This is a genomic window from Micromonospora sp. NBC_00617, from assembly GCF_045161355.1.
In the GTDB taxonomy this organism is placed as follows: Bacteria; Actinomycetota; Actinomycetes; order Mycobacteriales; family Micromonosporaceae; genus Micromonospora.
The window spans coordinates 1,449,724-1,471,364 of record NZ_CP107751.1 but is presented as its reverse complement, the minus strand read 5'-3'; the positions used below and the strand labels follow the sequence as shown (position 1 = coordinate 1,471,364).

Below are 21,641 nucleotides of genomic sequence, written 5' to 3'. Positions count from 1 at the left end.
CGGCAGCCGGGCCGGACCCGGCTGCCGCACATCAACCGTCCGTCATTCGCGTACCGCGTTCTTGACATTGGTCAGGGCGGTGTTCCAGGCGTTGGCCGGGTCCACCTTGCCCTGCTCGACGCTGGTGAGGGTATTGAGCAGTTCGGTGCCGATGGGCCCGTCCTTCGGGCCGAAGTAGAAGGGCTTGATCCCGACCACCGACTGGGTGTAGATCTTGCCGATCGGCGCGTTGTTGAAGAACGGGTCGGTCTTGCCGACCAGCTGCGGGTCCGAGTAGACCGACGGCGTGGTGGGCAGCGATCCCTGCGACAGGAAGTGCGCCAGCTGGCCCTTGGGCGACTGCATCTCGGAGATGTAGTTCCACGCCGCCTTCGCGTTCTTGGCGCGCTTGGGGATGGCGAGGAAGCTGCCACCCCAGTTGCCCGAGCCGCCGGGGATGGTGGCGATGTCCCACTTGCCGTTGGTCTCCGGGGCGTTCGTCTTCATCTGGCTGAGCATCCAGGACGGCGAGCACACCACCGCGTAGTCGCCCTTCTTCATGGCGGCGGTCCAGCCGGACGAGAACGATTCCTGCTTGGCGGAGATGCCCGCGGTGAAGGCCTTCAGCGTCACGTCGAACGCCGCCTTGACCTGGTCGTTGTCGTAGTCCAGCTTACGGTCGGCGCTGTAGTAGCGCTGGCTGCCCTGGTTGACCGCCTGGAAGAAGACGCTCGTCGGCGTGTTGTCCACGAACGGCTTGCCGGTCGTCTGGACGTAGGTCTTACCGACGTTGATGAAGTCGTCCCACGTCGGCCAGAGCTTGGCGACCGCCTCCCGGTCGGTGGGCAGCCCGGCCGCCTTGAACAGGTCGGTGCGGTAGGCGACCGCCAGGCCGCCGACGTCGGTCGGCACACCGATAATCTTGTTGTCCTTGGTGGTCGACTGCGCCATCACCCAGTCGAGGTAGTTGCCCTTGATGTCGCCCGCGCCCAGCGTGGTGAGGTCGACGAAGTTGTCCGGCGACTGCATGAACTTCGGCAGGTCGTCGGCCTGGATCAGCACCAGGTCGGGCACCTTGCCGCCGGCCAGCGCGGCGGTGAGCGCCTGGGCGGTCTCGGTAGTGGTGCCCACCTCGGTGAGCTTGACGCGCACATCCGGGTGCGCCTTGGTGTAGACGTCGACGTCGGCCTTCTGGTTGATGTTGGCGAATGACCAGAACTCGAACGTCTTCGTGTCGGCCGAGCTGGACGTGCCATCCGATCCCTCACAGCCGGCCAGGAGGAGGGCGGCTGTGGCGACGATGGCTGCGGCGGTGGTCCGGACGCGTTTCAACGGCCCTCCATGCGGTAATCGTGCGGGGCGGTGGTCGGGTGACCGCGGTGGATCGGAGCGACGGGCTTGCCGGCTGCGGGCACCGCAGGCAGCGGCTGACGGGCGGTCTCAGCGACGGGTCAGCTCTGGCCGCGTCGTAGGCGAGATCGTCGGTTCTCATCTCCGAAATCTATCGAGACTTTTACATGTCATGATTTCGTGCGCTGAGGCTACTAACTGCCACGTCATCCGTCAACGACTCTGCTGCCAGCAGGACCGCCCGCTGGCGGGGGGAGCTTCCCGCCCTCACCGCGCCGAAAGTTTCAGGTACCAGCAACCCGCCCGGGACCGGCGGAATCCGGTGGCGGCGGGATCGCTGCTGCGGGGCACGCAGGGTGCCGACGCCGAGGCGTACCAGCCGGTGGGCGACCTGTGGATCAGCTACCTGGACAGGGACGGCCCGGCCGGGGCGACCTACCGGCGCCGGCTCGACCTGCGCGACGGCGTCGCGGCGCTGGCGCGGGGCAGCCCTCCGGCAGGAGTGTTCGCGAGCGTCGGGCACCGCCAGCACCGATCAGCAGGATCAGACTACGGTTTCCACGCTGACCGGTGGTCGTCGCAGCGCCGGCGCGAGCGCCACCAGCATGCACAGACCGCCGACGGGCAGCAGGTCCAGCGTGACGGCCGGCAGGACGATGCCGACGAGCAGCACGGCGACGCTCCACCACGGCAGCCGCCGGTGAGCGGCGAGCATGCCCGCGAGGACGACCAGGCCGAGGAAGAACAGCTGCGGTACGACGTCGTAGAAGGCCACCTCGACGCCGGGAACACCCTTGAAATCCGCGCCGAGCGCCGACATCTCCGCCCGGTCGGCGGCCAGCAGCCCTTCGACGATGTCCGCGGCGAACTGCACCATCGTGGCGGCGAGCCCGACCATCGTGACGGCCACCACCGCCGTGCGCCACGGGCTGCGGCGCAGCAGGCCGGCCAGCGCCAGGACCACCGGCACGAAGCACACCATGCCCGCGAGGCCGACCAGGTGCGCTGCCTGCCAGTCGAACCCCGGGCCGTACGTCCCGTCGGACTTCCCCCACAGGCGTACGAGCCCGTAACCCACGATGCAGGCCGGCCCGGCGATCACGAAGAATGCGGCGCGTCTCATGGCAGTCATCGTCCGGTGGGCGGCGCTCGGCTGGCCTCCGGGCACAGCCCCGGTGCGGCCCCGGTTTCCGCCTCAGGTCTTTCACCGAGCAACCCTGAACCCATCACCGCCGCGACGGCGGGTAGCTCCTATAGTCGGGCGGTGGGCACCGAACAGGTACGGCAGGCGTACGCCGCGGTCGCGGATCTCTACATCGAACTGATCGGCACGCGGGAGAAGGTGGACCCCGACGACCTCGACCTCATCGGCCGGCACCTGGGGGGCCGACCCGGTCCGGTGTTCGACCTGGGCTGCGGCCCGGGTCACCTCACCGACCACCTTCGGTCGCTGGGTGTCGACGCCACGGGCATCGACGTGGTCCCCGAGTTCATCGCCCACGCGCGGGCGACCCACCCCGGCGGCAGCTACCGCCTCGGGTCGCTGGACGACCTCGACGTCGCCGACCACTCCGTCGCCGGCATCCTGGCCTGGTACTCGCTGATCCACCTGCCGCCGCAGCGCCTCGACGGCGTGCTCGCCACGTTCCGGCGTGCCCTGGCCCCGTCCGGGCGGTTGGTGCTGGGCCTCTTCGCCAGCGACGAGGTGGACGCCTTCGACCACAAGGTCATGACCGCCTACCGGTGGCCCGTCGACGAGATCTCCGAGCGACTGACGCGCGCCGGCTTCACCGAGGTCGAACGCCTGGAACGCCCCGACGGTGGCGTCCACCGGCCGCACTTCGCCATCGCGGCGGTCACCACCGACGGATGAGCGTGTCGGGAACACGCCTGCCCGCCAGCGAGCCGCCCCCACCACGGCCGCACGCCTGCGCACGGATCGCTCGCTCGGGCCGCGCGCAGCGGACACCCCGAGGAACCCTCAGCCGACGCTAAGACCGCTGTCACGGCCCGTTCCTAGCGTGTGCGGGCATGGCGACACCACACGTATACCTGCCGCCGACCGCCACCCGAGCGGCCGGCGCTGCAGCCTGGCTGAGCTGCGTCGCGCCGCGCCCGGCCGCCCGGCTGCGGCTGGTGTGCCTGCCGTACGCCGGTGCCGGCGCTGCCGCGTACCGCCCCTGGGCCACCCTCCTGGGCGACGACGTGGAGGTGTGGACCGCGCAGCTGCCCGGTCGTGAGCGTCGGCTGGCCGACCCGCCACTGAGCACGATGGACGAGCTGGCGCCCCCGCTGGTCGAGGCGATCGTCGAGCGGGTGCCGGGGCCGTTCGCGATCTTCGGCCACAGCATGGGCGGCCTGATCGGGTACGAGGTGGCCGCCCGCCTGGTCGCGCGGGGCGGTCCCGTACCCCAGCGTCTGGTGGTCTCGGCGGCCCGTCCGCCGCGCACCGCCGCGCCGCTGGGCGCGGCGCACCGCCTCGACGACGCGGCGCTGACCCGGTGGCTGCACGACCTGGGCGGGATCCCGGACGAGGTGCTCGCTGACCCGGGCCTGCTGGAGCTGATCCTGCCCACCGTGCGGGCCGACCTGACGGTTGTCGCGTCGTACCGGCCGGCGGCCGTGCCGCCACTGCCGCTGCCGGTGGACGCGGTGGCGGCGGCCGACGACCCCCTGGTCAGCCCGGACGAGGTCGCCGGCTGGGCGGCCTGCACCGACGCCGGTTTCTCGCTGACCGTCGTGCCCGGGGGTCACCTCTACCTGCACGACTCCCCTCCCCCGCTGTCCCGCCTGCTCGGCGGCGGGCCGGCCGCCGACCGCGCGTACGTCGAAGGGGCCACCCGATGACCCAGGACCTGCACCCGGACCTCGCCGACCTCACCCCCGAGCAGCGGGAGCTGCTGGCCCTGCGGCTGCGCCGAAGCCGTGCCAGCCAGGACCGTGCCAGCCAGAGCCGTGCCAGCCAGGCCCGCGCCGGCCGCCCCGACACCGCCGTGCCGACGCCCCGATCGGGCGGCGTACCGGCCAGCTATCCGCTCTCGTTCACCCAGGAACAGCTCTGGTTCCTGGACCGGCTGGAGCCGGGCACGCCGGTCTACAACGTGCCCTTCGCCGAGCGGATCACCGGTCCCCTGGACGTCCCGGCGCTGCACCGGGCGATCGACGCGGTGGTGGCCCGGCACGACGCGCTGCGGATCGTGTTCGCGAGCGTCGACGGCGTCGTCACCCAGCGGGTGTCGGACGCCCTGGAGGTGCCGCTTCCGGTCCTCGACCTGACGGCGCTGCCGGAGTCGGAACGGCAGGCGGCGGTCGACCGGGAGGTCGCCGCGCACGCGGCCGTCACCTTCGACCTCACCAGCGGGCCGCTGCTCGCCGTCCGGCTGCTCGCCCTCGCCGACGACGAGCACCTGCTGCTGGTGACCGCGCACCACATCATCTTCGACGCCTGGTCGGCCGGCGTGTTCGTCGAGGAGCTGGTGAGCTGGTACGGCGAGTTCGCCGCCGACGTGCCGGCCGGGCTGCCCGCGCTGCCCACCCGCTTCGTCGCGCACGTCGCCGCCCGCCGCCAGCCGGAGGCGGAGCGGGAGCTGGCCGGTCACCTGGCGCACTGGCGGGAGCGGCTCGCCTCGGCGCCGGCCCGCTCGACACTGCCACCGGACCGCCCCCGGCCGCCGGTGCAGACCCACCGTGGCCGGAGCCTGCCGTTCACCGTCGACGCCGAGGTGGCCGCCGCCCTCGCGGGACTGGCCCGCAGCGCCGGCGCGACCGTCAACGCCGTGGTCCTCGCCGGGCTGACCGCTCTGCTGCGGCAGGCCACCGGCCAGGACGACCTGCTGCTCGGCATGCCCGCCGCCGGCCGGGCGAGCACCGACCTGGAGCCGCTGATCGGCTGCTTCGCCACGATGCTGGTGCTGCGGGTGGACACCGGCGGCGACCCGAGCGTGCGCGACCTCGTCCGCCGGGTGCACCGCACGGTCAGCGAGGCGTACGCCCATCAGGAGGCCCCGTACGCGCGGGTGGTGGAGGAGGTCCGGCCGGTCCGCGATCCCAGCGTGAACCCGCTGTTCCAGGTGCTGGCGACCATGACCGACGGCGGTGTGCAGCAGCGGCGGGCCGCCGGGGTCACCTTCCGGCCGGTGCCCGCCGAGAGTGGCCTCACCGACTTCGACCTGTTCGTCAGCCTGACCGCGCACGGTGACCGGATCGACGGCGCGGTCGACTTCAACGCCGACCTGTACCTCGACGAGACGATCGCCGCGACCGTGGGTCGGCTGCCGGAGCTGCTGCGCGTCATGGCGGACGCGCCGGACCTGCCGCTGTCGGAGGTGACCGGGCTGCGCCGCCACCGCATCGCCCTGGCCGCCACCTTCACCGTGGACCCGCTGCGCGATCCGGTGGAGTTCTGGCTGCGCTTTCTGCGCGTACCCGCGTCGGTGGAGCTGGCCGGGTACGGCCAGCTGGTGGCCCACCTGCTGGCCGGGCCGACGGCCGACGCCACGGTCTGCCTGCTGCGGTTCCAGGACTGGCTGCGCCGGCAGGACCACACCGCCGTGGACGCCGCCCTGGACGCGGCGCTGGACGACCTCGACGCGGCGGTGGCCGCGTACCGACGGCGGACCGACGCACCGCTGCTGCTGGTGGTCTGCCCCGGGTCGCCGCGCGCCGCCGACCGGATCGGCCAGCGGTCCGGCCGCCTCGACGACCGGCTGGCCGCGTTGGCCGCCCGCACCCCGGGGGTCCACGCGGTCTGGGCCGCCGACCATGCCGGCGCCTACCCGGTGAGCGAGGTGAGCGACGAGCGCGCGGACGAGTTGGGCCACGTGCCGTACACGGGCGAGTATTTCGCCGCGCTGGGCACGACCGTGCTGCGTGAGCTGCGACGGCTCGTCGGCCAGCCGCGCCGGCTCGTGCTCGTCGACGGCGAGCGGCTGCCCGTCGACCGGCTCGCCGACGCGCTGCCCGGTCACGAGGTGCGGGCGTACACGGCCGCCGCGCTCGCCGACGCCGACCCGGCCACCACTGTGGTGCTCGACGCCGACCCGCAGGCGGTCGCGGCGCTGCGCGAGGCGCACCCCCGGGTGCTGGCGCTGGCCGTGCCCGCCGGGTGGGACGAGCTGCGCCGGCTGCTCGCCCACGTCTGGCCGCTGGACCCGCCCGTGCCGGCGCCGGCCACCGGGGCGAGCGGGTTGCACACGGCGATCGGGTCGGAGCGGGCCGCGTACCTCATCGAGGAGTTGAGCACGGCTGCGGCGGTCGCCGACCGGAGCCGCCCGGCCCCGGCGGCTGTCGCGGCGGCCGACGGCGAGATCGTCGCGCCGCGCACCCCGACCGAGGAGCGGCTCGCCGGCCTGTGGGCCGCCGCGCTCGGTGTCGAGCAGGTCGGTGTGACAAGCGACTTCTTCCACCTCGGTGGGCACTCGCTGCTCGCCACCGGCCTGCTGTCGCAGGTGCAGGCCGAGTTCGGTCGCGAGGTGTCGCTCTACACCCTGTTCACCAACCCGACTGTGGCCGGGCTCGCGGCCGTGCTGGACGCCGACCCGGACGCCACCGCGCTGGCCCCGCTCACGCCCGCCCCGCCGGGCGTGCCCGCGGTGGCCTCCTCGGCGCAGGTGCGGCTCTGGGCCCTCGACCAGCTCGGCGACGACGTCGTCCGGCACAACACCACCGCCGCCGTGGAGCTGCGCGGCGATCTCGACACGACGTCGCTGCGCCGGGCGTTCGACGACGTGCTGGCCCGGCACGAGGTGCTGCGGACGACCTTCGCCGACCGGGGCGGCGAACCGGAACCCGTGGTACGCCCGCACGTCGACCCGTGGCTGGAGACACTGGACCTGACCGGGCTGCCGGCGGCCAAACAGGCCCGGGCGCTGCGCCGGGCGGCCGCCGAGCTGGCCGCGCACCGGTACGACCTGGCCGCCGGCCCGCTGGTGCGGGCCCGCCTGCTGCGGCTGCCCGACCAGCGCTGGCACCTGCTGCTCGGCATGCACCACATCGTCTGCGACAACACCTCGTGGAGCATCCTGCTCGACGACCTCGCCGCCCGGTACGCCCACCACGCCACCGGCGTCGACCGGCCGCTGCCCCCGCTGCCGGTGCAGTTCACCGACTACGCCCGGCACCAACGCGACTGGTTGGCGTCGAGCGCCGTCGAGCCGCACCTGGCGTACTGGCGGGAGCGGCTGGCCGACGCGCCGCCGCTGCTGGACCTGCCCACCGACCACCCCCGCCCCGAGGAGCGTTCGGACGTCGCCGGCTACCAGGCTCAGCGGCTGGGCACCGGGCTCGGCGCGGCGGTGCGGGAGCTGGCCCGGGCGGAGGGGGTCACCCCGTTCGCCGTGCTGCTGGCCGGCTTCGCCGCCCTGCTGCACGCCGAGAGCGGGCAACCGGACCTGGTGCTCGGCGTCCCCACCGCCGGCCGGGAACGCGCCGAGCTCGCCCCGCTGATCGGCTGCTTCGCCGACCTGCTGCCGCTGCGCCTGGACGTGGGCGGCCGGCCCACCTTCCGGCAGCTCGTGACCCGGGCGTACCGGACGGCACGGGAGGCGTACCGGCACCAGGGGTTGCCGTTCGCGACCATCGTGGAGGCGCTGCGGCTGCCCCGGCAGGCCGCGTACCACCCACTGTTCCAGTGCGTGCTCAACGTCCTCGACGGCGCCGACGAGCTGCCGGAGTTCGCCGGGCTGGCCGCCACGCCGGTCGAGGTGCCGAGCGTCGGTGTCGACTTCGACCTCTTCCTCAGCGTCACCTGGCAGGGCGACGACCTGCACGCCGACCTGGCGTACCGGGCCGACCTGTTCGGGCCGGAGCGGATGGTCCGGCTGCTGACCGGGCTCGCGAAGGTGCTCGACGACGGGGTTCGCCGCCCGGACGCCCCGCTCGCCGGGGGGCGGCGCCCGTCGGTCCCCCGCCGCCTCGCCCCGCTGGCGCCCCGGCTGGTCGTCGGCGGCACCGTCGAGGTGCCGGGGCTGGCGGCGACCGTCCGCTTCTGGACGGGGCTGCTGGGCCTGCCGCACGCCCTCGAACAGCTGCCGACCGGCGCGCTGCTGCGGCTGCTGCGCGACCCGGCCGCCGGCCTGGCGACCGGGCGACGGGACCACAACGTGCTGATGCTGCGCTGGCAGGACCGGCGGACACCCGGTCCGCTCGGCGCGGGCATCGTCGGGCTGCGCGACTTCCACACCGAGCTGCTGGCGGCTCTGGACGTCCACCGGGGGCACAGCGCGGCGGCGCTGACGCTCGTGGTGTGCCCGCCGTCGCCGGCGTACCGGACGTCACCGTGGAGCGCGGTCTTCGCCGAGCTGACCGCGCGGCTGGCCGAGGCCCGGCCCGACGTCGACGTCGTCGCGGTGCAGGCGTGGGCGCGACGCTACCGGGTGCCGGAGCTGTCCGCCGGCGACGCCTGGTCGCCGGAGCTGGCGGCGGTCACCGCGACCCTGGTGGTGCGGCGGGCGGTCCGGCACCCGGCCCTGCGCCGGCTGGTCGTACCGGCCGGGCCGGCGCACCGGCAGGCGGAGCTGGCCCGGCTGCTCGCGGCCCAGGCCCGCTCCGGGCGCGAGGTGCTGCTCACCACGACGCCGCAGGGCGCGGACCTGTCCGCGCTGGTCACCGCCGGGATCATCGGGTACGCCCCGACCCCGCCCACCGACACGGCCACGCTGGTCCTGCACCCGGCCGCCGAACCCGCGCCGCCGGACGCCCCGGCGCTGCCCTTCGACCCGGCGAACGGGCCGGTGGACGTGCTGCGTGGCCTCTGGTCCCTCGACGCGGACGTCTCCGAGGCCGCCGACGCGCCGGTCGACCGGATTCCCGCCGGCCTGCTCGCCGAGGTGGCCACCGAGCTGGGCGACGCGGCGGCGCTGCGCGGCGCGGTCACCGACGGGTACCGGCGCTCGGCCGACCGGGCCGCCGCCGCGCCGCGCACCGACCGGGAACGTCAGCTCGTGGCGATCTGGTCGGAGCTGCTGCGCACCAACCAGCTCGGCATCAACGACGACTTCTTCGCCGTCGGCGGTGACTCACTGCTCGCGATGCAGCTCGTCGCCCGCTGCGCGACGGCCGGCATCCAGGTCACCCCGCGACAGCTCGTCCGCCACCCCACCGTCGCCGAGCTGGCCGCCAGCCTCGGGGAGTCGACGGTGGCGCTGGACGCCGAGCAGGGCATGGTGCACGGCGACGCGCCGCTGACCGGCGCGCAGCGCTGGTTCACCGACCTGGTCGCCCCCACCATGGGCCGGCCCTCCCTGTTCAACCACCCCTACTACCTCCAGCTGGCCCGCCCGCTCCCGGCCGACCTGCTCCGCGAGGCGGTCCGCCGGCTGGCGGCCCAGCACGACGCCCTGCGGCTGCGCCTGACCCGAGCACCGGACGGGAGCTGGCGTCAGCACCACGCCGACCCCGCCGACGCGGTCCCGTTCGTCAGCCACGACCTGACCGGGCTCGGTGTCGACGAGCGGGAGGCGGCCGTCGAGGCCCGCTGCGCCGAGGCGCAGACCGGTCTGGACCTCACGGCCGGCCCGCTGGCCCGGGTGGCGCACTTCCGGCTCGGCCCGGAGCTGCCCGACCGGCTGCTGCTCGTCAACCACCACCTCGTCGTCGACGCGGTCTCCCGGGGCGTGCTCCTGGCCGACCTGGAAACGCTCTGCGACCAGCTCGAACGCGGCGTCGAGCCGGCGTTGCCCGCGAAGACCACGTCGTACCGGGCCTGGGCGCGGCGACTGGCCGAGTACGCGGGCTCGCCGCACCTGCGCGAGCAGGTGCCGTTCTGGCTGGCGCAGGCGGACGAGGGTGTGCTGGCCCGACTGGCCGACGAGCCGACCGCCGCGCCGTTCCGCCTCGGTGACCTGGGTCTGGCCACCGTCACGTTGGACGAGGCGGCGACCCGGGGACTGCACGCCGCCGCCCGCCGGCTGCACGCCAGCGTGCGGGACCTGCTCGTGTGGGCCGTGGTGGCCACGGTCGCGGGGCGTACCGGGGGCGCGGTCACCGTCGCCACGACCGGCCACGGCCGGGAACCACTCTTCGAGGACGTCGACGTCAGTCGCACCACGGGATGGTTCCAGGTGCTCTATCCCCTGCGGCTGGAACTGCCCGCCACCACCGACGCGGCGCGCTCGGTCCGCTCGGTGATCCGCCAGCTCGGCCGGGTCCCGGACAACGGCATCGGGTATGCGCTGCTGCGCCACCTCTGCCCCGACGACGACGTACGCGCCCGGTTGGCCGCGACGCCGCCGCCGCTGGTCGCGGTCAACTACATGGGCGGGTTCGGCTTCGACGACGTCGCCCCGGCCAACCAGCTCCTCGATGTCTGCGCGGCGCCGTTCGGGCCGACCGAGGACCCCGACGGGCACTGGCCCTTCCCCTTCGACGTGACGGGGTCGCTCACCGGCCCCGCGCTGCGCGTCGATCTGAGTTACGCCACTCCGGCCTTCCGGCCGGAGACCGCTGAGAACCTGCTCGACGGCATCCGGACCAGCCTCTTGCGCCTGGTCGGGAACCACGGGCAACCGCCACGGCAGTAGGAGGAGACCCCCATGGCGTTCCGACGCCCGTCCCGGTTCGCCGGGTTCACCACGATCTGGTTCGGCCAGCTGCTGTCGGCGCTCGGCACCCGGATGACGAACTTCGCCCTGAGCATCTGGGTGTGGGACGCCACCGGCCGGGCCTTCGACCTGACCATGCTGATGGCGTTCGCGTTCGGCGCGACCGTGATCTTCAGCCCGATCGCCGGCGCGCTGGTCGACCGGTGGGGGCGACGACTGACCATCGTGCTCAGTGACGTCGGCTCGGCGATCACCACGGCCGCCGTGCTGCTGCTGTTCCTCACCGGCTCGGTCGAGGTGTGGCACCTGTACCTGGTCAACCTGGTCACCGGCGCGTTCCTCGCGTTCCAGCTGCCGGCGTACCAGGCGACCATCACGGTGATGATGGAGAAGGGCCAGTACCCGAGGGCCAACGCGATGATGTTCGCGGTCCGGACCATCCCGGTGATCTTCGCTCCCGGCTTCGCCGCCGCGCTGCTCGGCCTGATGGACATCAAGGTCATCCTGTTCATCGACGCGCTGTCCTACCTGGTGGCGATCGGCGCGGTGCTGCTGGTGCAGCTCCCACCCGTGCCCCGCTCGACGCAGCAGGACGAGGGCGGCTTCTGGTACGACACGATCTACGGCTTCCGCTACATCATGGCCAGCCGGGCGTTCACCGGGCTGGAGGCGATCATGTTCGCCATCAACGTGCTCGCCGCGGTCGGCTTCGCCCTGCTGGTGCCGCAGATCCTGGCCCGCACCGACAGCAGCACCAACGCGGTCGGCCTGGTGCAGACCATCGGCGCGGTGGGCGGTGTGGCCGGCGCGCTCCTGCTCGGGCTGCTGCCCAACACCCGCCACAAGATCCGCCGGATGCTCATCGCCATCCTGGTCTTCAGCGTCCTCGGCCGGATCGTCTACGGCGTCGGGGACAGCATCATCGTCTGGTCGATCGCCCTGCTCTTCCTGCACCTGTCCATCCCCTTCATCGACGGGTACGCCCAGTCGGTGTGGCAGGAGAAGGTCGAGCCGTCGCACCAGGGCCGGGTGTTCGCCGCCCGCCAGTTCATCGAGGACCTCGCGTACCCCGGCGGCACCGCCCTGGCCGGTATCGCCGCCGACCGCTGGTTCGAGCCGATGATGCGCGACGGCGGGCCCGGCGTGCCGTACTTCGGCTGGCTGGTCGGCAGCGGACCGGGCGCCGGAATGGGCCTGATCTTCGTGATCGTCGGCCTGTTCGGCATCGGCGTCGCGGCGGCCGGCTTCGCCTCGCCGAGCATCCGCCGGATGGAGGTCGACCTGCCCGACTACGACGAGCCGACCGACCCACCCGCCCCGCTGCCGTCGCCGAGCGGCACCGACGAGCTGACCGACGACCGCGCGGTGGTGGCGAAGTGACGCTGACCGAGGTGGTGGCCGGGGTCCTGGAGGTCGACCCGGCCGAGGTGACCGACGAGTCCGGGCCGCAGACCATCGGCACCTGGACGAGCCTGCGGCACCTGCAACTGGTGGTGACCCTGGAGGAGGTCTACGGGCTCTCCTTCGCCTTCGAGGAGATCCGCGACGTGCGCAGCGTCGGCGAGCTGCGCACCGTGCTGCGCGCCAAGGGCACGGAGACCCGATGAGCGCCGATCTGTTCGCCCGACGCACCCGCTGGCAGGCGCTCACCCGCCAGCGGCCTGCGCCGGCGCTGCGCGTCGCGCTGCTGGCCAGCTACACGGTGGACCCGCTGGTGCCGTACCTGGGCCTGGGCCTGCACGACACCGCCCTGCCCGCCACGCTCGCCGTCGGCCCGTTCCAGCAGGTCGTGCAGCAGTGTCTCGCCACCGACGGCTTCCTCGCCGAGGCGCGACCCGACGTGCTGGTGGTGGCGCAGCGCCTGGAGGAGGCCGGCGACCCCGGTCCGGCCGGCGACGCGTGGGCGGCGGAGCTGCTGGCCGGGGCCGAGGCGGCCGTGACCGCCGCGCGCCGGCACGGGGCCCTGCTGGTGTACGTCCTGCCGGCCGTCCCCGTCTCCCGACCATACGGGTCGGCCGACGCGATGCACGCCGACGGGGTGACCGCCAGCGCCACCGCCGTCCGGCAGCGGCTGCGCGACCGGCTGGCCGGCGATCCGTGGGTGCTGCTCATCGACGCCGACGAGGCGGTCCGCGCCGTCGGTGACGAGCGGGCGTACCACCCGGCGCTGTTCCGCTTCGCGAAGGTGCCGTACACCGAGGAGGTCTTCGCGCGGCTCGGCGCCACCGCCGCCGCGCTGGTGGCCGCCTGGTTCGGCGCGGGCTGCCGAGCGCTGGTGCTCGACGGCGACGCTCTGACCGCGGCGGCGCACCTGCTGCCGGCGCTGCGCGAGCTGCGCGCCGCCGGCGTACGCGTGGCGCTGCGGGCCACCGGCGCCGACTGGTGGTCGAGCGCCGACGCCACCGACCTGCTGAGCGTGCTGGACGGCTGGGTCACCGACGAGCGGCCCCTGGCCGACCAGCTCGCCGAGATCGCCGACGAGCTGGACGTCGCGCCGGCCCAGCTCGTGCTGGCGGGCACCAGCCCGGCGCAGGCGCCGCCGCGACACGTTCCGCTCGGCCCCGATCCCGCGCTCTGGTCGGACGAGCTGCGGGCGGCGGGACTGACCGACCGGCTGCCGGTCCGACGGTGGACCGGCGGCCCGTCCCGACCTGCCGTCACGCCCGCCGAGCTGTCCCTGGACGACTTCGTGGCCGGCCTGGACGTGCACGTCGACTACCGCCCGGTGGCCGCCGACAGCGTCGCCGAGGTGGCCGAGGTCGTCGCCCGGGCGCACGACTTCGCGCTGGCGCCCGCCCCACCGGCCGCCGCGTTGGCCGAACGGGCCGCCGACCTGCTGGCGATCCGGGTACGCGACCGGCTCGGCGACTACGGCACCTCGGGCCTCGTCGCGCTGGACCGGACCGTCGACCGCTGGACCGTCGACGTCTTCTCCCTCTCCTGCCCGGTGCTCGGCAAGGGCGTCGAGGCGGCCGTGCTGCGGGAGGTGACCCGGCGGGCGGGCGCGGCCGGCGCTGGCGAGGTGCTGGTCCGCTTCACCGACACGGGCCGCAACGGCAGCGCTCGACGTTTCCTGTCCGAGTTGGACGGTGTCGCGCCCGCCGACCCCCGGGTCCGGCTGCGCGCCGCCCACCCATCCGACGACGACCCGCCGCCGCCGACAGCGACAGCATCGACGCCGCCGACAGCATCGTCGGCGACGGCAGCAACGGCAGCGACAGCCACGGCGGTACGGCGGTGAGCGCGCCGCCGGTCGGCGTCGGGGTGGCCGCCCTGGCCCACGTCCTCGGCGAGCCGGTCGACGTGGCGGCTGCCGCGGCCGCGTACACCCAGGATCTGGACCGGTTGCGGTCCTGGGAGTACCGCGCGTTCCACCGGGCCGGCCCCGGCGTCGGGGTGACCGACCTGGCGGTGGTGGCCGGCGGCACGGCCCTGGACCGGGCCGGGCTGAGCGCCGCCGACGTGGACCTGGTGGTGCTGGCCATCCCCGACCTGGCCGAATACCTCTACTGGGACCCGGCCGCGCACACCCAGGCCCGACTCGGCGCGCACCGGGCCGAGGCGGTGCTGCTCAACCAGGCGTGCGGCGGCGGGGTGGCCGCGTTCGACACGGTGGCCGGGCGGTTCGCCACCCACCCCGAGTACCGGACGGCGCTGCTGATCGGCGGGAACCGGGTGTGCGAGCCGTACTGGAACCGGATGGAGGTGAACACCAGCGTCTTCTCCGACGGAGCGGCGGCGGCCGTGCTGGTGCGCGACCACGACCGGTGCCGTTGGCTGGCCACCGAGACGATCACCGACGGCCGGTACGCGGGCTTCATGCGCATGCCCGTCGGTGGCGCGGCGCAGCCGTTCACCCCGGACGGCGGCACCCCTCGCGTCGGTGACCCGGCCGACCGGCTCAACGAGTTCTTCGCCGGGGACGTACGCCGGATGTTCCGGTTCGTCGCCACGATCCGGGAGCGCAACCGGCAGGTGGTGGAGACGGCGTGCGCCCGGGCGGGTGTGACGCTGGCCGACGTCCACCGGTTCGTGCACTTCCACGACAACGCCCGGCAGTTCGCGGAGCTGGCCAAGGACCTCGGCGTCGGGTTGGAGCGGACCAACGTCGAGCTGGCCCTCGCCCACGGTCACATCGGCTGCGCCGACCAGCTCATCGGCCTGGAACGCCACCTCGACAGCGGCGAGCTGACCGACGGCGACCTGGTCGCCCTGACCAGCACCGGCAGCGGCATGCACTGGGTCTGCACCCTGCTACGGGTCTGACCGGCCGCACCATTTCGACGGGAAGGAACACCGAACATGAGAGTCGAGGAGGTCCTGCACCGGATCCGCCGGCTGCGCCGACCCGACGCGGCCGCCGATCCGGAGCTGGCGCCCGGCCTGGTCCACCTGGACGACGCGGCGGTCACCACCGTCGCGTCCGCCGGTCGGCTGCTCGCCGACGTGCCCGTCGAGAAGCTGGCCAGCCCCGACTTCCCGCTGCGTCCGCTGCGGGTCGCGGTCACCGGCACGTTCACGCCGGGCACGCTGGAACCGCTGCTGCGGGTGGCGCTGCTGCGGATCGGCATCGCCGCCGAGATCCACGTCTCCGGCTTCGACCAGCTCGTGCTCGACCTCAGCGACCCGCGCTCGGCGCTCGCCGAGTTCCGGCCGGACGTCACGCTCTGCCTGCTGCACGACGGCTGGTTCCTGCCCGCCGAGTGGGACCCCGGCGACCTGGCCGGCCTCGCCGACGTGCTGGGCGAACGGGCCGGCGTGCTCGCCGCCGCGCTGCGCGGGTACGCGGCGCGCAACGAGGGCGCGGTACTGCTGCACACCGTGCCGCTGTCGCCGTTGGAGCACCGGGGCCTGGTGAGCTTCCGAGGCCGGGCCGAGCTGGGCCGCATCTGGCGGGAGCTGAACTCCCAGCTGTTGGAGCTGGGCGGGCGGGACACGACGTACACCCTGGATCTGGAGACGCTGCTGGTGGACCACGACGGTCCGGTGCGCGACGAGCGCCTGTACCGGTTCGCCAGCATGGCGTGGACGCCCACCGTGGAGCGCCGGTACGCCCACGAGGCCGCCACCTTCTGCCGCGCGGTTCTCGGCCGGACGGCGAAGGTGCTCGCGCTGGACCTGGACAACACCCTCTGGGCGGGCGTGCTCGGCGACGACGGGCTCACCGGCATCCGGCTGGGCGCCGACTATCCCGGTAACTGCCACCGGGACGTGCAGCGTCGCGCCCTGGCGCTGCGCCGGCAGGGCGTACTGCTCGCGGTGTGCAGCAAGAACGACCCCGACCTGGTGGCCGAGGCGTTCACGCAGCACCCGGACCTGCTGCTGCGCTCCGACGACTTCGTCGCCCAGGCGGTGAACTGGGGACGCAAGGACGAGAACCTGCGCCAGCTCGCCACCACCCTCAACCTGGGCCTGGACGCCGTCGTGTTCGCCGACGACAGCCCGTTCGAGTGCGACCTGGTACGCCGCGAACTGCCGACCGTACGGGTGGTGGAGTTGGCCGGCGACCCGGCGGGTTTCCCCACCCGACTGCTCACCGAGGGGCACTTCACCGTGCTGGCCACCGGCGCCACCGACCGGGAACGCACCGAGCTGTACCGGGCCCGCGCCGGGCGTGAGCGCTTCGCCGCCACGTTCGACTCGGCGGCCGACTACCTGCACGAGCTGAAGCTGCGCGTCACCGTCCGGGAGGTCGACGAGCACAGCCTGCCGCGGCTCGCGCAGCTCGGGCTGCGCACCAACCAGTTCACCATGACCGAGCGCGCGCACACCGAGGCGCAGACCCGGGCGCGCGCCGACTCCCCCGAGCACCTGGTGCTCACCGTCGAGGTGACCGACCGGTTCGGCGCCGAAGGGCTGGTGGGCGGCCTGTGGCTGGACCGGACCGACCCGGACGCCTGGGTGATCGAGAACTTCGTGCTCAGCTGCCGGGTCTTCTCCCGCGGTGTCGAGCAAGCGGCGCTGCACCGGGTGGCGGAGCTGGCCCGAGCCGCCGGCGCGACCCGGCTGGAGGCCCTGTTCCGGCCCACCGCCCGCAACAAGCCCGGCGGGGCCGTCTGGCCGTCGGCCGGCTTCACCGTGGCATCCGTCGACGACGGCACCACCCGGCACGTGTTGCCGCTGCATCCCCCGCCCCGGCTGCTGCCGGCGTGGATCGCCCTGGAGGAGGGAGACATCCGTGCCTGACCTGTTCACCACCGTCGCGGACCTCATCGAGCAGGTCGCGGACGTACCGGCCGAGGAGATCTCGCCCGACGTCCGGTTCGCGTCGCTGGCCAACTGGACCAGCCTGGAGGCGCTGCGGCTGCTCTCCGCGCTGGAGGACGACCTCGGCGTACGCCTGGACCTGCGGGCGTACCTGGCGGTGAACGCGGTCGGCGAACTGGTCGACCTGGTCGCCGGCGAGCTGGACGGGGCCTCCCGGTGACCGCCACCCGCACCGAGGCGCCGCCGATCGCGCCGACCCGGCTCGCCGACGCCGACCTGGACCTGTTGCTGCTGATCCGGCACTTCGAGCTGGCCCTGCTGGACATGTTCGGCCGGGGTGAGCTGCACGGCACCACCCACACCTGCCTGGGCCAGGAGTACGTGCCGGTGGCGCTGCGCCCGCTGCTCACCGACGGCGACTTCGTGTTCAGCAACCACCGGGGCCACGGGCACTACCTGGCCCGGTTCAACGACCCGCACGGCCTGCTGGCCGAGGTGATGGGCCGCGAGGGCGCGGTGTGCCAGGGTGTCGGCGGCAGCCAGCACATCCTGCGGGACCGCTACCTGTCGACAGGCGTGCAGGGCGAGAGCGTGCCGGTGGCCGCCGGGGTGGCGTTGCACCTCAAGCGCACCGAGCCGGGCCGGCTGGCGCTGGTCTACCTGGGCGACGGCACCTGGGGTGAGGGCGCCGTCTACGAGGCGCTCAACATGGCCGCGCTGTGGGGCCTGCCGCTGCTGCTGGTGGTCGAGAACAACGGCATCGCCCAGTCCACGCCGACCGACGCGCAGCTCGCCGGCAGCATCGGCGGGCGGGCGCGGGCGTTCGGCGTGGACCACCTGCGGGTGACCTGCACCGACACGGAGGTGGTCCGGGCCGCGCTGACGCCGGTGCTGCGCCGGGTCCGCGAGCGGTCCACACCGTACGTGGTGGAGCTGCTCACGCACCGGGTGGGACCGCACAGCAAGGGCGACGACAGCCGTCGCCCGGACCAGATCGCGCACGCGCGGGCGCACGACTGGTACGCCCGCTACGCGCAGGCGTACCCGGAGCAGTTCGGCGCGCACGACGAGCGGCAACGGGCGTACGTGGCGCAGGTGGTCGCCGACGTCGCCGGCCGGCCGGCGAGCAGCTGGGCGGAGGCCGACCGTGGCTGAGCGGGTGGTGGAGAACCTCAACCAGGCGTTGCACGCGCTGCTGGCCGACGATCCCGCGCTGACCGTGCTCGGGGAGGACCTGGTCGACCCGTACGGCGGGGCGTTCAAGGTGACCCGGGGACTGTCGACGCGCTGGCCGGAGCGGGTGCTGTCCACCCCGTTGAGCGAGGGCGGCATCGTCGGCGTGGCCGGCGGGCTGGCCCTGGCCGGGCAGAGCGCCATCGTCGAGATCATGTTCAGTGACTTCGTGGCGCTGGCGTTCGACCAGATCCTCAACTTCGCCAGCAAGTCCACCGCCATGTACGGCCGGCGGGTGCCGATGCGGCTGGTGGTGCGCTGCCCCACCGGCGGCAACCGGGGGTACGGCCCGACACACAGCCAGAGCCCGCTGAAGCACTTCATCGGCATCCCCGGCCTGAGCGTGCACGAGGTGTCGCCGTTCCACGACAACCGGACGGTCCTCGCCGGCATGCTCGCCACCGGCCGGCCGGGACTGCTCTTCGAGGACAAGGTCCTCTACACCACCCGCATGTACGCCGACGGCGTCGTGGACGAGCTGTTCCGCTACGACCTGATCGGCCCGGACGCCGACGTCGCCCGGGTCCGGGTGGACGAGGAGGAGCAGGCCGACTGCGTACTGGTCGTACCCGGTGGGTTGGCCGCCCGGGCGGTGTCGGTGGCCCGGGAGTTGCTGCTGCGCGACGACATCGTCTGCCAGGTGCTGGTGCCGTCGCGGCTCTGGCCGCTGGACGTGGAGACCCTGCTGCCGCCGATCGCGCGGGCCGGGCGGGTGGTGGTGGCCGAGGAGAGCACCGCCGGCGGCACCTGGGGCGCGGAGCTGGCGCAGGTCGTACATCGGCGGCTCTGGGGATTGCTGCACGCGCCGGTACGCCTGGTGCACTCCGCCGACAGCGTCATCCCGACCGCCGCGCATCTCGAACGCACCGTGCTGGTGCAGGACACCGGCATCCGCCAGGCCGTGAAGGAGGTCGTCAGTGGTGACTGACCTGGTCGTCCCCAAGCTCAACAACAACGACACGACGTACGTCCTGCTCGACTGGCTGGCCGAGAACGGCGAGCAGGTGCGCGTCGGCGAGCCGATCGCCGAGGTGGAGACCTCCAAGGCGGCCGAGGAGCTGCTCAGCGACGGCGACGGCGTCCTGCACCGGCTCGTCGAGGTCAACCAGGAGTGCGCCCCGGGTGACGTGATCGGTCGCGTCTTCGACAGCGAAGAGGCCCGCCAGCACTTCCTCGCCGAGGCGGTCGCCCCGGCTGTCGTACCCCTGCCGGACGGCTCCCCCGGCGGGCCGGTGCTCACCGACTCGGCCCGGGAACTCGCGGCGGCGCACGGTCTCGGCGACGACGAGCTGCGCGGCCTCGGCAAGGCGGTCGTGCGGCGTACCGACGTGGAACGCCTGCTGGCCGACCGGTCGGCGGCGCCCGCGGCGACGACCGAGCCGGTGGTGGTGGCCGCGGCCGCCGCGCTGGCGACCGGCGACGGCCCGGAGCCGGACGATCCGCGCCCGGTGCACGCGCTCTCCCGTGCGCAGCGCGCGGTGGCCGCCGTGGTCACCGAGTCGCACCGGGAGGTGCCGGCGGCGCTCGCGGTGATCAAGGTCCGGGCCGACGCCGCCCTCACGGTGGCCCGTGACCTGACCCGCGCCACCCGCACCCTGGTCGGCCTGCCGGAACTGCTGGTCAAGGCCATCGGCGGGTTGCGCGAGGACCACCCGTTGCTCTTCGCCTCCCCCGGCGACGGCAGCAGCGTACGACTGGCCGAGGCGGCCCACGTCGGCGTCACCATCGACGTCGGTACGGGGCTGTTCATCCCGGTGGTCCGGGACGTGGAGGAGCTGACCTGCGCGGAGATCGCCGAGACGCTGATGGACTTCCGCTCCCGGGCCGGCGGTGAGGGTTTCCGGGCGGGTGAGCTGGCCGGCGGGACCATCGTCGTCTCCCTGCACACCGACCCCGACGTGGTGCTCGCCGGGCCGATCGTCTTCCCCGGCCAGACCTGCGTGGTGGCGATCGGCGGCACGCAGGATGAGTTGGCGCTGGACACCGACGGTCGGGTGGTGACGCGCCGGTTCGTCAACCTCAGCGCCGTCTACGACCACCGGGTGGTCAACGGCCGGGAGGCGGTCGCGTTCCTGCAAGCCGTGAAGGCGGCCCTGGAGTCCCCGGAGCACCTCGCCTCGGACCTTCCGTGAGCAGGGGCGGCAGCTCCGCGCGGCGGGACAGGCTGGCAGCGGCGGTCAGGCAGAGCGCGGCGGCGGCGACCAGCGGTGGACGGCCGCCGAGGTGGACGGCGGCGGAACCGAGCGGGATCGCCAGGACGAGAGGCCCGAACATCACCGTGTTGGCTGTCGCCGCGACCCGGCCGAGCAGCGCCGGCGGGGTGTGCGTCTGCACGGCGGTCACCGCCGCGACCAGGGTCCACGGCAGCCCGATGCCGGCGATCGCGGCACCCGCGACCGTGGCTGGCCACCAGGGCAGACAGCGCGCCACGCAAGCCGCGGCGAACAGCACGGCCCCGGCAACGCCGACGGCGGCCGGTCCGCGTCGGGTGAGGAGCCGTCCGACGAGCAGTCCACCGAGGATCGAGCCCGCGCCCTGCGCGCTGGCCAGGACTCCCAGGAACGTGCTCGGCAGGCGTAGATCGGTGATGACTATCGCGTAGACGGCCGCGGTCGTGAAGCCGGACATGGCGATCGACACGGCCGCGAGCACGAGCGGTACACGGGTCGTCAGCTGTCCCGACAGGACCGACAGCCCGGCGCGTGGGCCCTGGTGCCGCGGGGTCGACCGCTCGGGCGGGATCCGGTTCAGGCGCACCGCCAGGTACAGGACGGCGACCAACAGCGGCATGGCCGCGCTGAGGACGGCGACCGCGTGGCCGCCGTGCCAGGCGTAGAGGCCCGCGCCGACCCCCGGGGCGACGAGCTTCATGCCTTCCTGGGCGCTGGAGCGCCACCCGTTCACATCGCCGAGGTCCGTTGGCGAGAGCGCGGACGGCAGCAGCGCAGTCTCGCCCGCATCGACCAGGACGTAGCTGACACCGTAGGCACACGAGACGGCGAAGATCAGCCAGGTCTGGCCCGGGCCGCGTACCGCGAGGAGCGTCAGCAGCGCGGCCGCCAGCAGGAGGTTGACGGCGATCACCAACGGTCGTCGGGGCGCGTGGTCGAGCAGGCCGCCCAGCCATGGCCCGGCGAGCACCGGGGCGTACACGCAGAGCCCGGCCAGGGCGGCCAGGCCGGTGGAGCCGGTGAGGTCGAGAATCCACATGCCGGATACGAGGGCCATGGCGCTGCTGCCGAAGCCGGACAGTACCGAGATCGCCACGAACAGGCTCGCGTTGCGCCGCATCGGCCCTCCAGGTTGAGTCGGATCGACTCACATCCTGATTCT

Annotated in this window: 15 protein-coding genes; 12 read left to right on the top strand and 3 right to left on the bottom strand. The window is 73.8% G+C overall.

All coding sequences use genetic code 11. From position 1 onward, the window contains the following. Nucleotides 1-42: 42 nt before the first annotated feature. Together OG505_RS06560 and OG505_RS06555 are read right to left on the bottom strand one after the other, a co-directional pair. A complete protein-coding gene (locus OG505_RS06560) occupies nt 43-1,311 on the bottom strand; it encodes an ABC transporter substrate-binding protein (protein WP_405431753.1) in 1,269 nt (422 codons plus the stop codon). Nucleotides 1,312-1,873: 562 nt separating this feature from the next. Continuing rightward, on the bottom strand, nt 1,874-2,452 hold the full coding sequence (locus OG505_RS06555; protein WP_405431751.1) for a hypothetical protein: 579 nt from the start codon (nt 2,450-2,452) through the stop codon (nt 1,874-1,876). A 141-nt stretch (nt 2,453-2,593) separates the two neighbouring features. Here OG505_RS06555 and OG505_RS06550 point away from each other — a divergent pair, with 141 nt between their 5' ends. From OG505_RS06550 to OG505_RS06495, 12 genes are all read left to right on the top strand, one after another. Next, the gene (locus tag OG505_RS06550; protein ID WP_405431749.1) at nt 2,594-3,202 is read left to right on the top strand and encodes a class I SAM-dependent methyltransferase; all 609 of its coding nucleotides are present in this window, start codon (nt 2,594-2,596) and stop codon (nt 3,200-3,202) included. Nucleotides 3,203-3,360: 158 nt separating this feature from the next. Continuing rightward, nucleotides 3,361-4,176: a thioesterase II family protein gene (locus tag OG505_RS06545; RefSeq protein ID WP_405431747.1), complete on the top strand. Its 816-nt coding sequence runs from the start codon at nt 3,361-3,363 to the stop codon at nt 4,174-4,176. Then, nucleotides 4,173-10,847, top strand: coding sequence for a condensation domain-containing protein (locus tag OG505_RS06540; RefSeq protein WP_405431745.1), 6,675 nt, complete (start codon nt 4,173-4,175; stop codon nt 10,845-10,847). The genes OG505_RS06545 and OG505_RS06540 overlap by 4 nt, the downstream gene beginning before the upstream one ends. A gap of 12 nt (nt 10,848-10,859) precedes the next feature. Then, nucleotides 10,860-12,248, top strand: a complete 1,389-nt coding sequence (locus tag OG505_RS06535; protein ID WP_405431743.1) for an MFS transporter — start codon at nt 10,860-10,862, stop codon at nt 12,246-12,248. Then, a complete protein-coding gene (locus OG505_RS06530) occupies nt 12,245-12,475 on the top strand; it encodes an acyl carrier protein (protein ID WP_234591281.1) in 231 nt (76 codons plus the stop codon). Before OG505_RS06535 ends, OG505_RS06530 begins: the two co-directional genes overlap by 4 nt. Then, complete coding sequence (locus OG505_RS06525; RefSeq protein ID WP_405431742.1) at nt 12,472-14,109, top strand: hypothetical protein; 1,638 nt, start codon at nt 12,472-12,474, stop codon at nt 14,107-14,109. The genes OG505_RS06530 and OG505_RS06525 overlap by 4 nt, the downstream gene beginning before the upstream one ends. Next, nucleotides 14,106-15,134 (top strand): 3-oxoacyl-ACP synthase III family protein, encoded by a 1,029-nt coding sequence (locus OG505_RS06520; protein WP_405431741.1) that lies wholly within the window; start codon nt 14,106-14,108, stop codon nt 15,132-15,134. Before OG505_RS06525 ends, OG505_RS06520 begins: the two co-directional genes overlap by 4 nt. A 36-nt stretch (nt 15,135-15,170) precedes the next feature. Then, complete coding sequence (locus OG505_RS06515) at nt 15,171-17,054, top strand: HAD-IIIC family phosphatase (RefSeq protein WP_405431740.1); 1,884 nt, start codon at nt 15,171-15,173, stop codon at nt 17,052-17,054. Then, nucleotides 17,047-17,295, top strand: a complete 249-nt coding sequence (locus OG505_RS06510) for an acyl carrier protein (RefSeq protein WP_405431739.1) — start codon at nt 17,047-17,049, stop codon at nt 17,293-17,295. Before OG505_RS06515 ends, OG505_RS06510 begins: the two co-directional genes overlap by 8 nt. Then, the gene (locus OG505_RS06505) at nt 17,292-18,230 is read left to right on the top strand and encodes a thiamine pyrophosphate-dependent dehydrogenase E1 component subunit alpha (RefSeq protein ID WP_405431737.1); all 939 of its coding nucleotides are present in this window, start codon (nt 17,292-17,294) and stop codon (nt 18,228-18,230) included. The genes OG505_RS06510 and OG505_RS06505 overlap by 4 nt, the downstream gene beginning before the upstream one ends. Continuing rightward, on the top strand, nt 18,223-19,236 hold the full coding sequence (locus OG505_RS06500) for an alpha-ketoacid dehydrogenase subunit beta (protein WP_405431735.1): 1,014 nt from the start codon (nt 18,223-18,225) through the stop codon (nt 19,234-19,236). The genes OG505_RS06505 and OG505_RS06500 overlap by 8 nt, the downstream gene beginning before the upstream one ends. Then, nucleotides 19,229-20,440 carry a 2-oxo acid dehydrogenase subunit E2 gene (locus OG505_RS06495; RefSeq protein WP_405431734.1) on the top strand — a complete coding sequence of 404 codons (1,212 nt, stop codon included), beginning with the start codon at nt 19,229-19,231 and terminating at the stop codon, nt 20,438-20,440. The genes OG505_RS06500 and OG505_RS06495 overlap by 8 nt, the downstream gene beginning before the upstream one ends. On the opposite strand, the gene OG505_RS06490 is transcribed toward OG505_RS06495, so the two are convergent. After that, on the bottom strand, nt 20,355-21,599 hold the full coding sequence (locus OG505_RS06490; protein WP_405431732.1) for an MFS transporter: 1,245 nt from the start codon (nt 21,597-21,599) through the stop codon (nt 20,355-20,357). The genes OG505_RS06495 and OG505_RS06490 overlap by 86 nt on opposite strands. Nucleotides 21,600-21,641: the final 42 nt, after the last annotated feature.

Bases quoted from the DNA above. Each gene is read 5' to 3' on its own strand.
- OG505_RS06555 (WP_405431751.1), bottom strand. From the start codon at position 2,452: ATGAGACGCGCCGCATTCTTCGTGATCGCCGGGCCGGCCTGCATCGTG.
- OG505_RS06545 (WP_405431747.1), top strand. From the start codon at position 3,361: ATGGCGACACCACACGTATACCTGCCGCCGACCGCCACCCGAGCGGCC.
- OG505_RS06540 (WP_405431745.1), top strand. From the start codon at position 4,173: ATGACCCAGGACCTGCACCCGGACCTCGCCGACCTCACCCCCGAGCAG.
- OG505_RS06535 (WP_405431743.1), top strand. From the start codon at position 10,860: ATGGCGTTCCGACGCCCGTCCCGGTTCGCCGGGTTCACCACGATCTGG.
- OG505_RS06525 (WP_405431742.1), top strand. From the start codon at position 12,472: ATGAGCGCCGATCTGTTCGCCCGACGCACCCGCTGGCAGGCGCTCACC.
- OG505_RS06515 (WP_405431740.1), top strand. From the start codon at position 15,171: ATGAGAGTCGAGGAGGTCCTGCACCGGATCCGCCGGCTGCGCCGACCC.
- OG505_RS06490 (WP_405431732.1), bottom strand. From the start codon at position 21,599: ATGCGGCGCAACGCGAGCCTGTTCGTGGCGATCTCGGTACTGTCCGGC.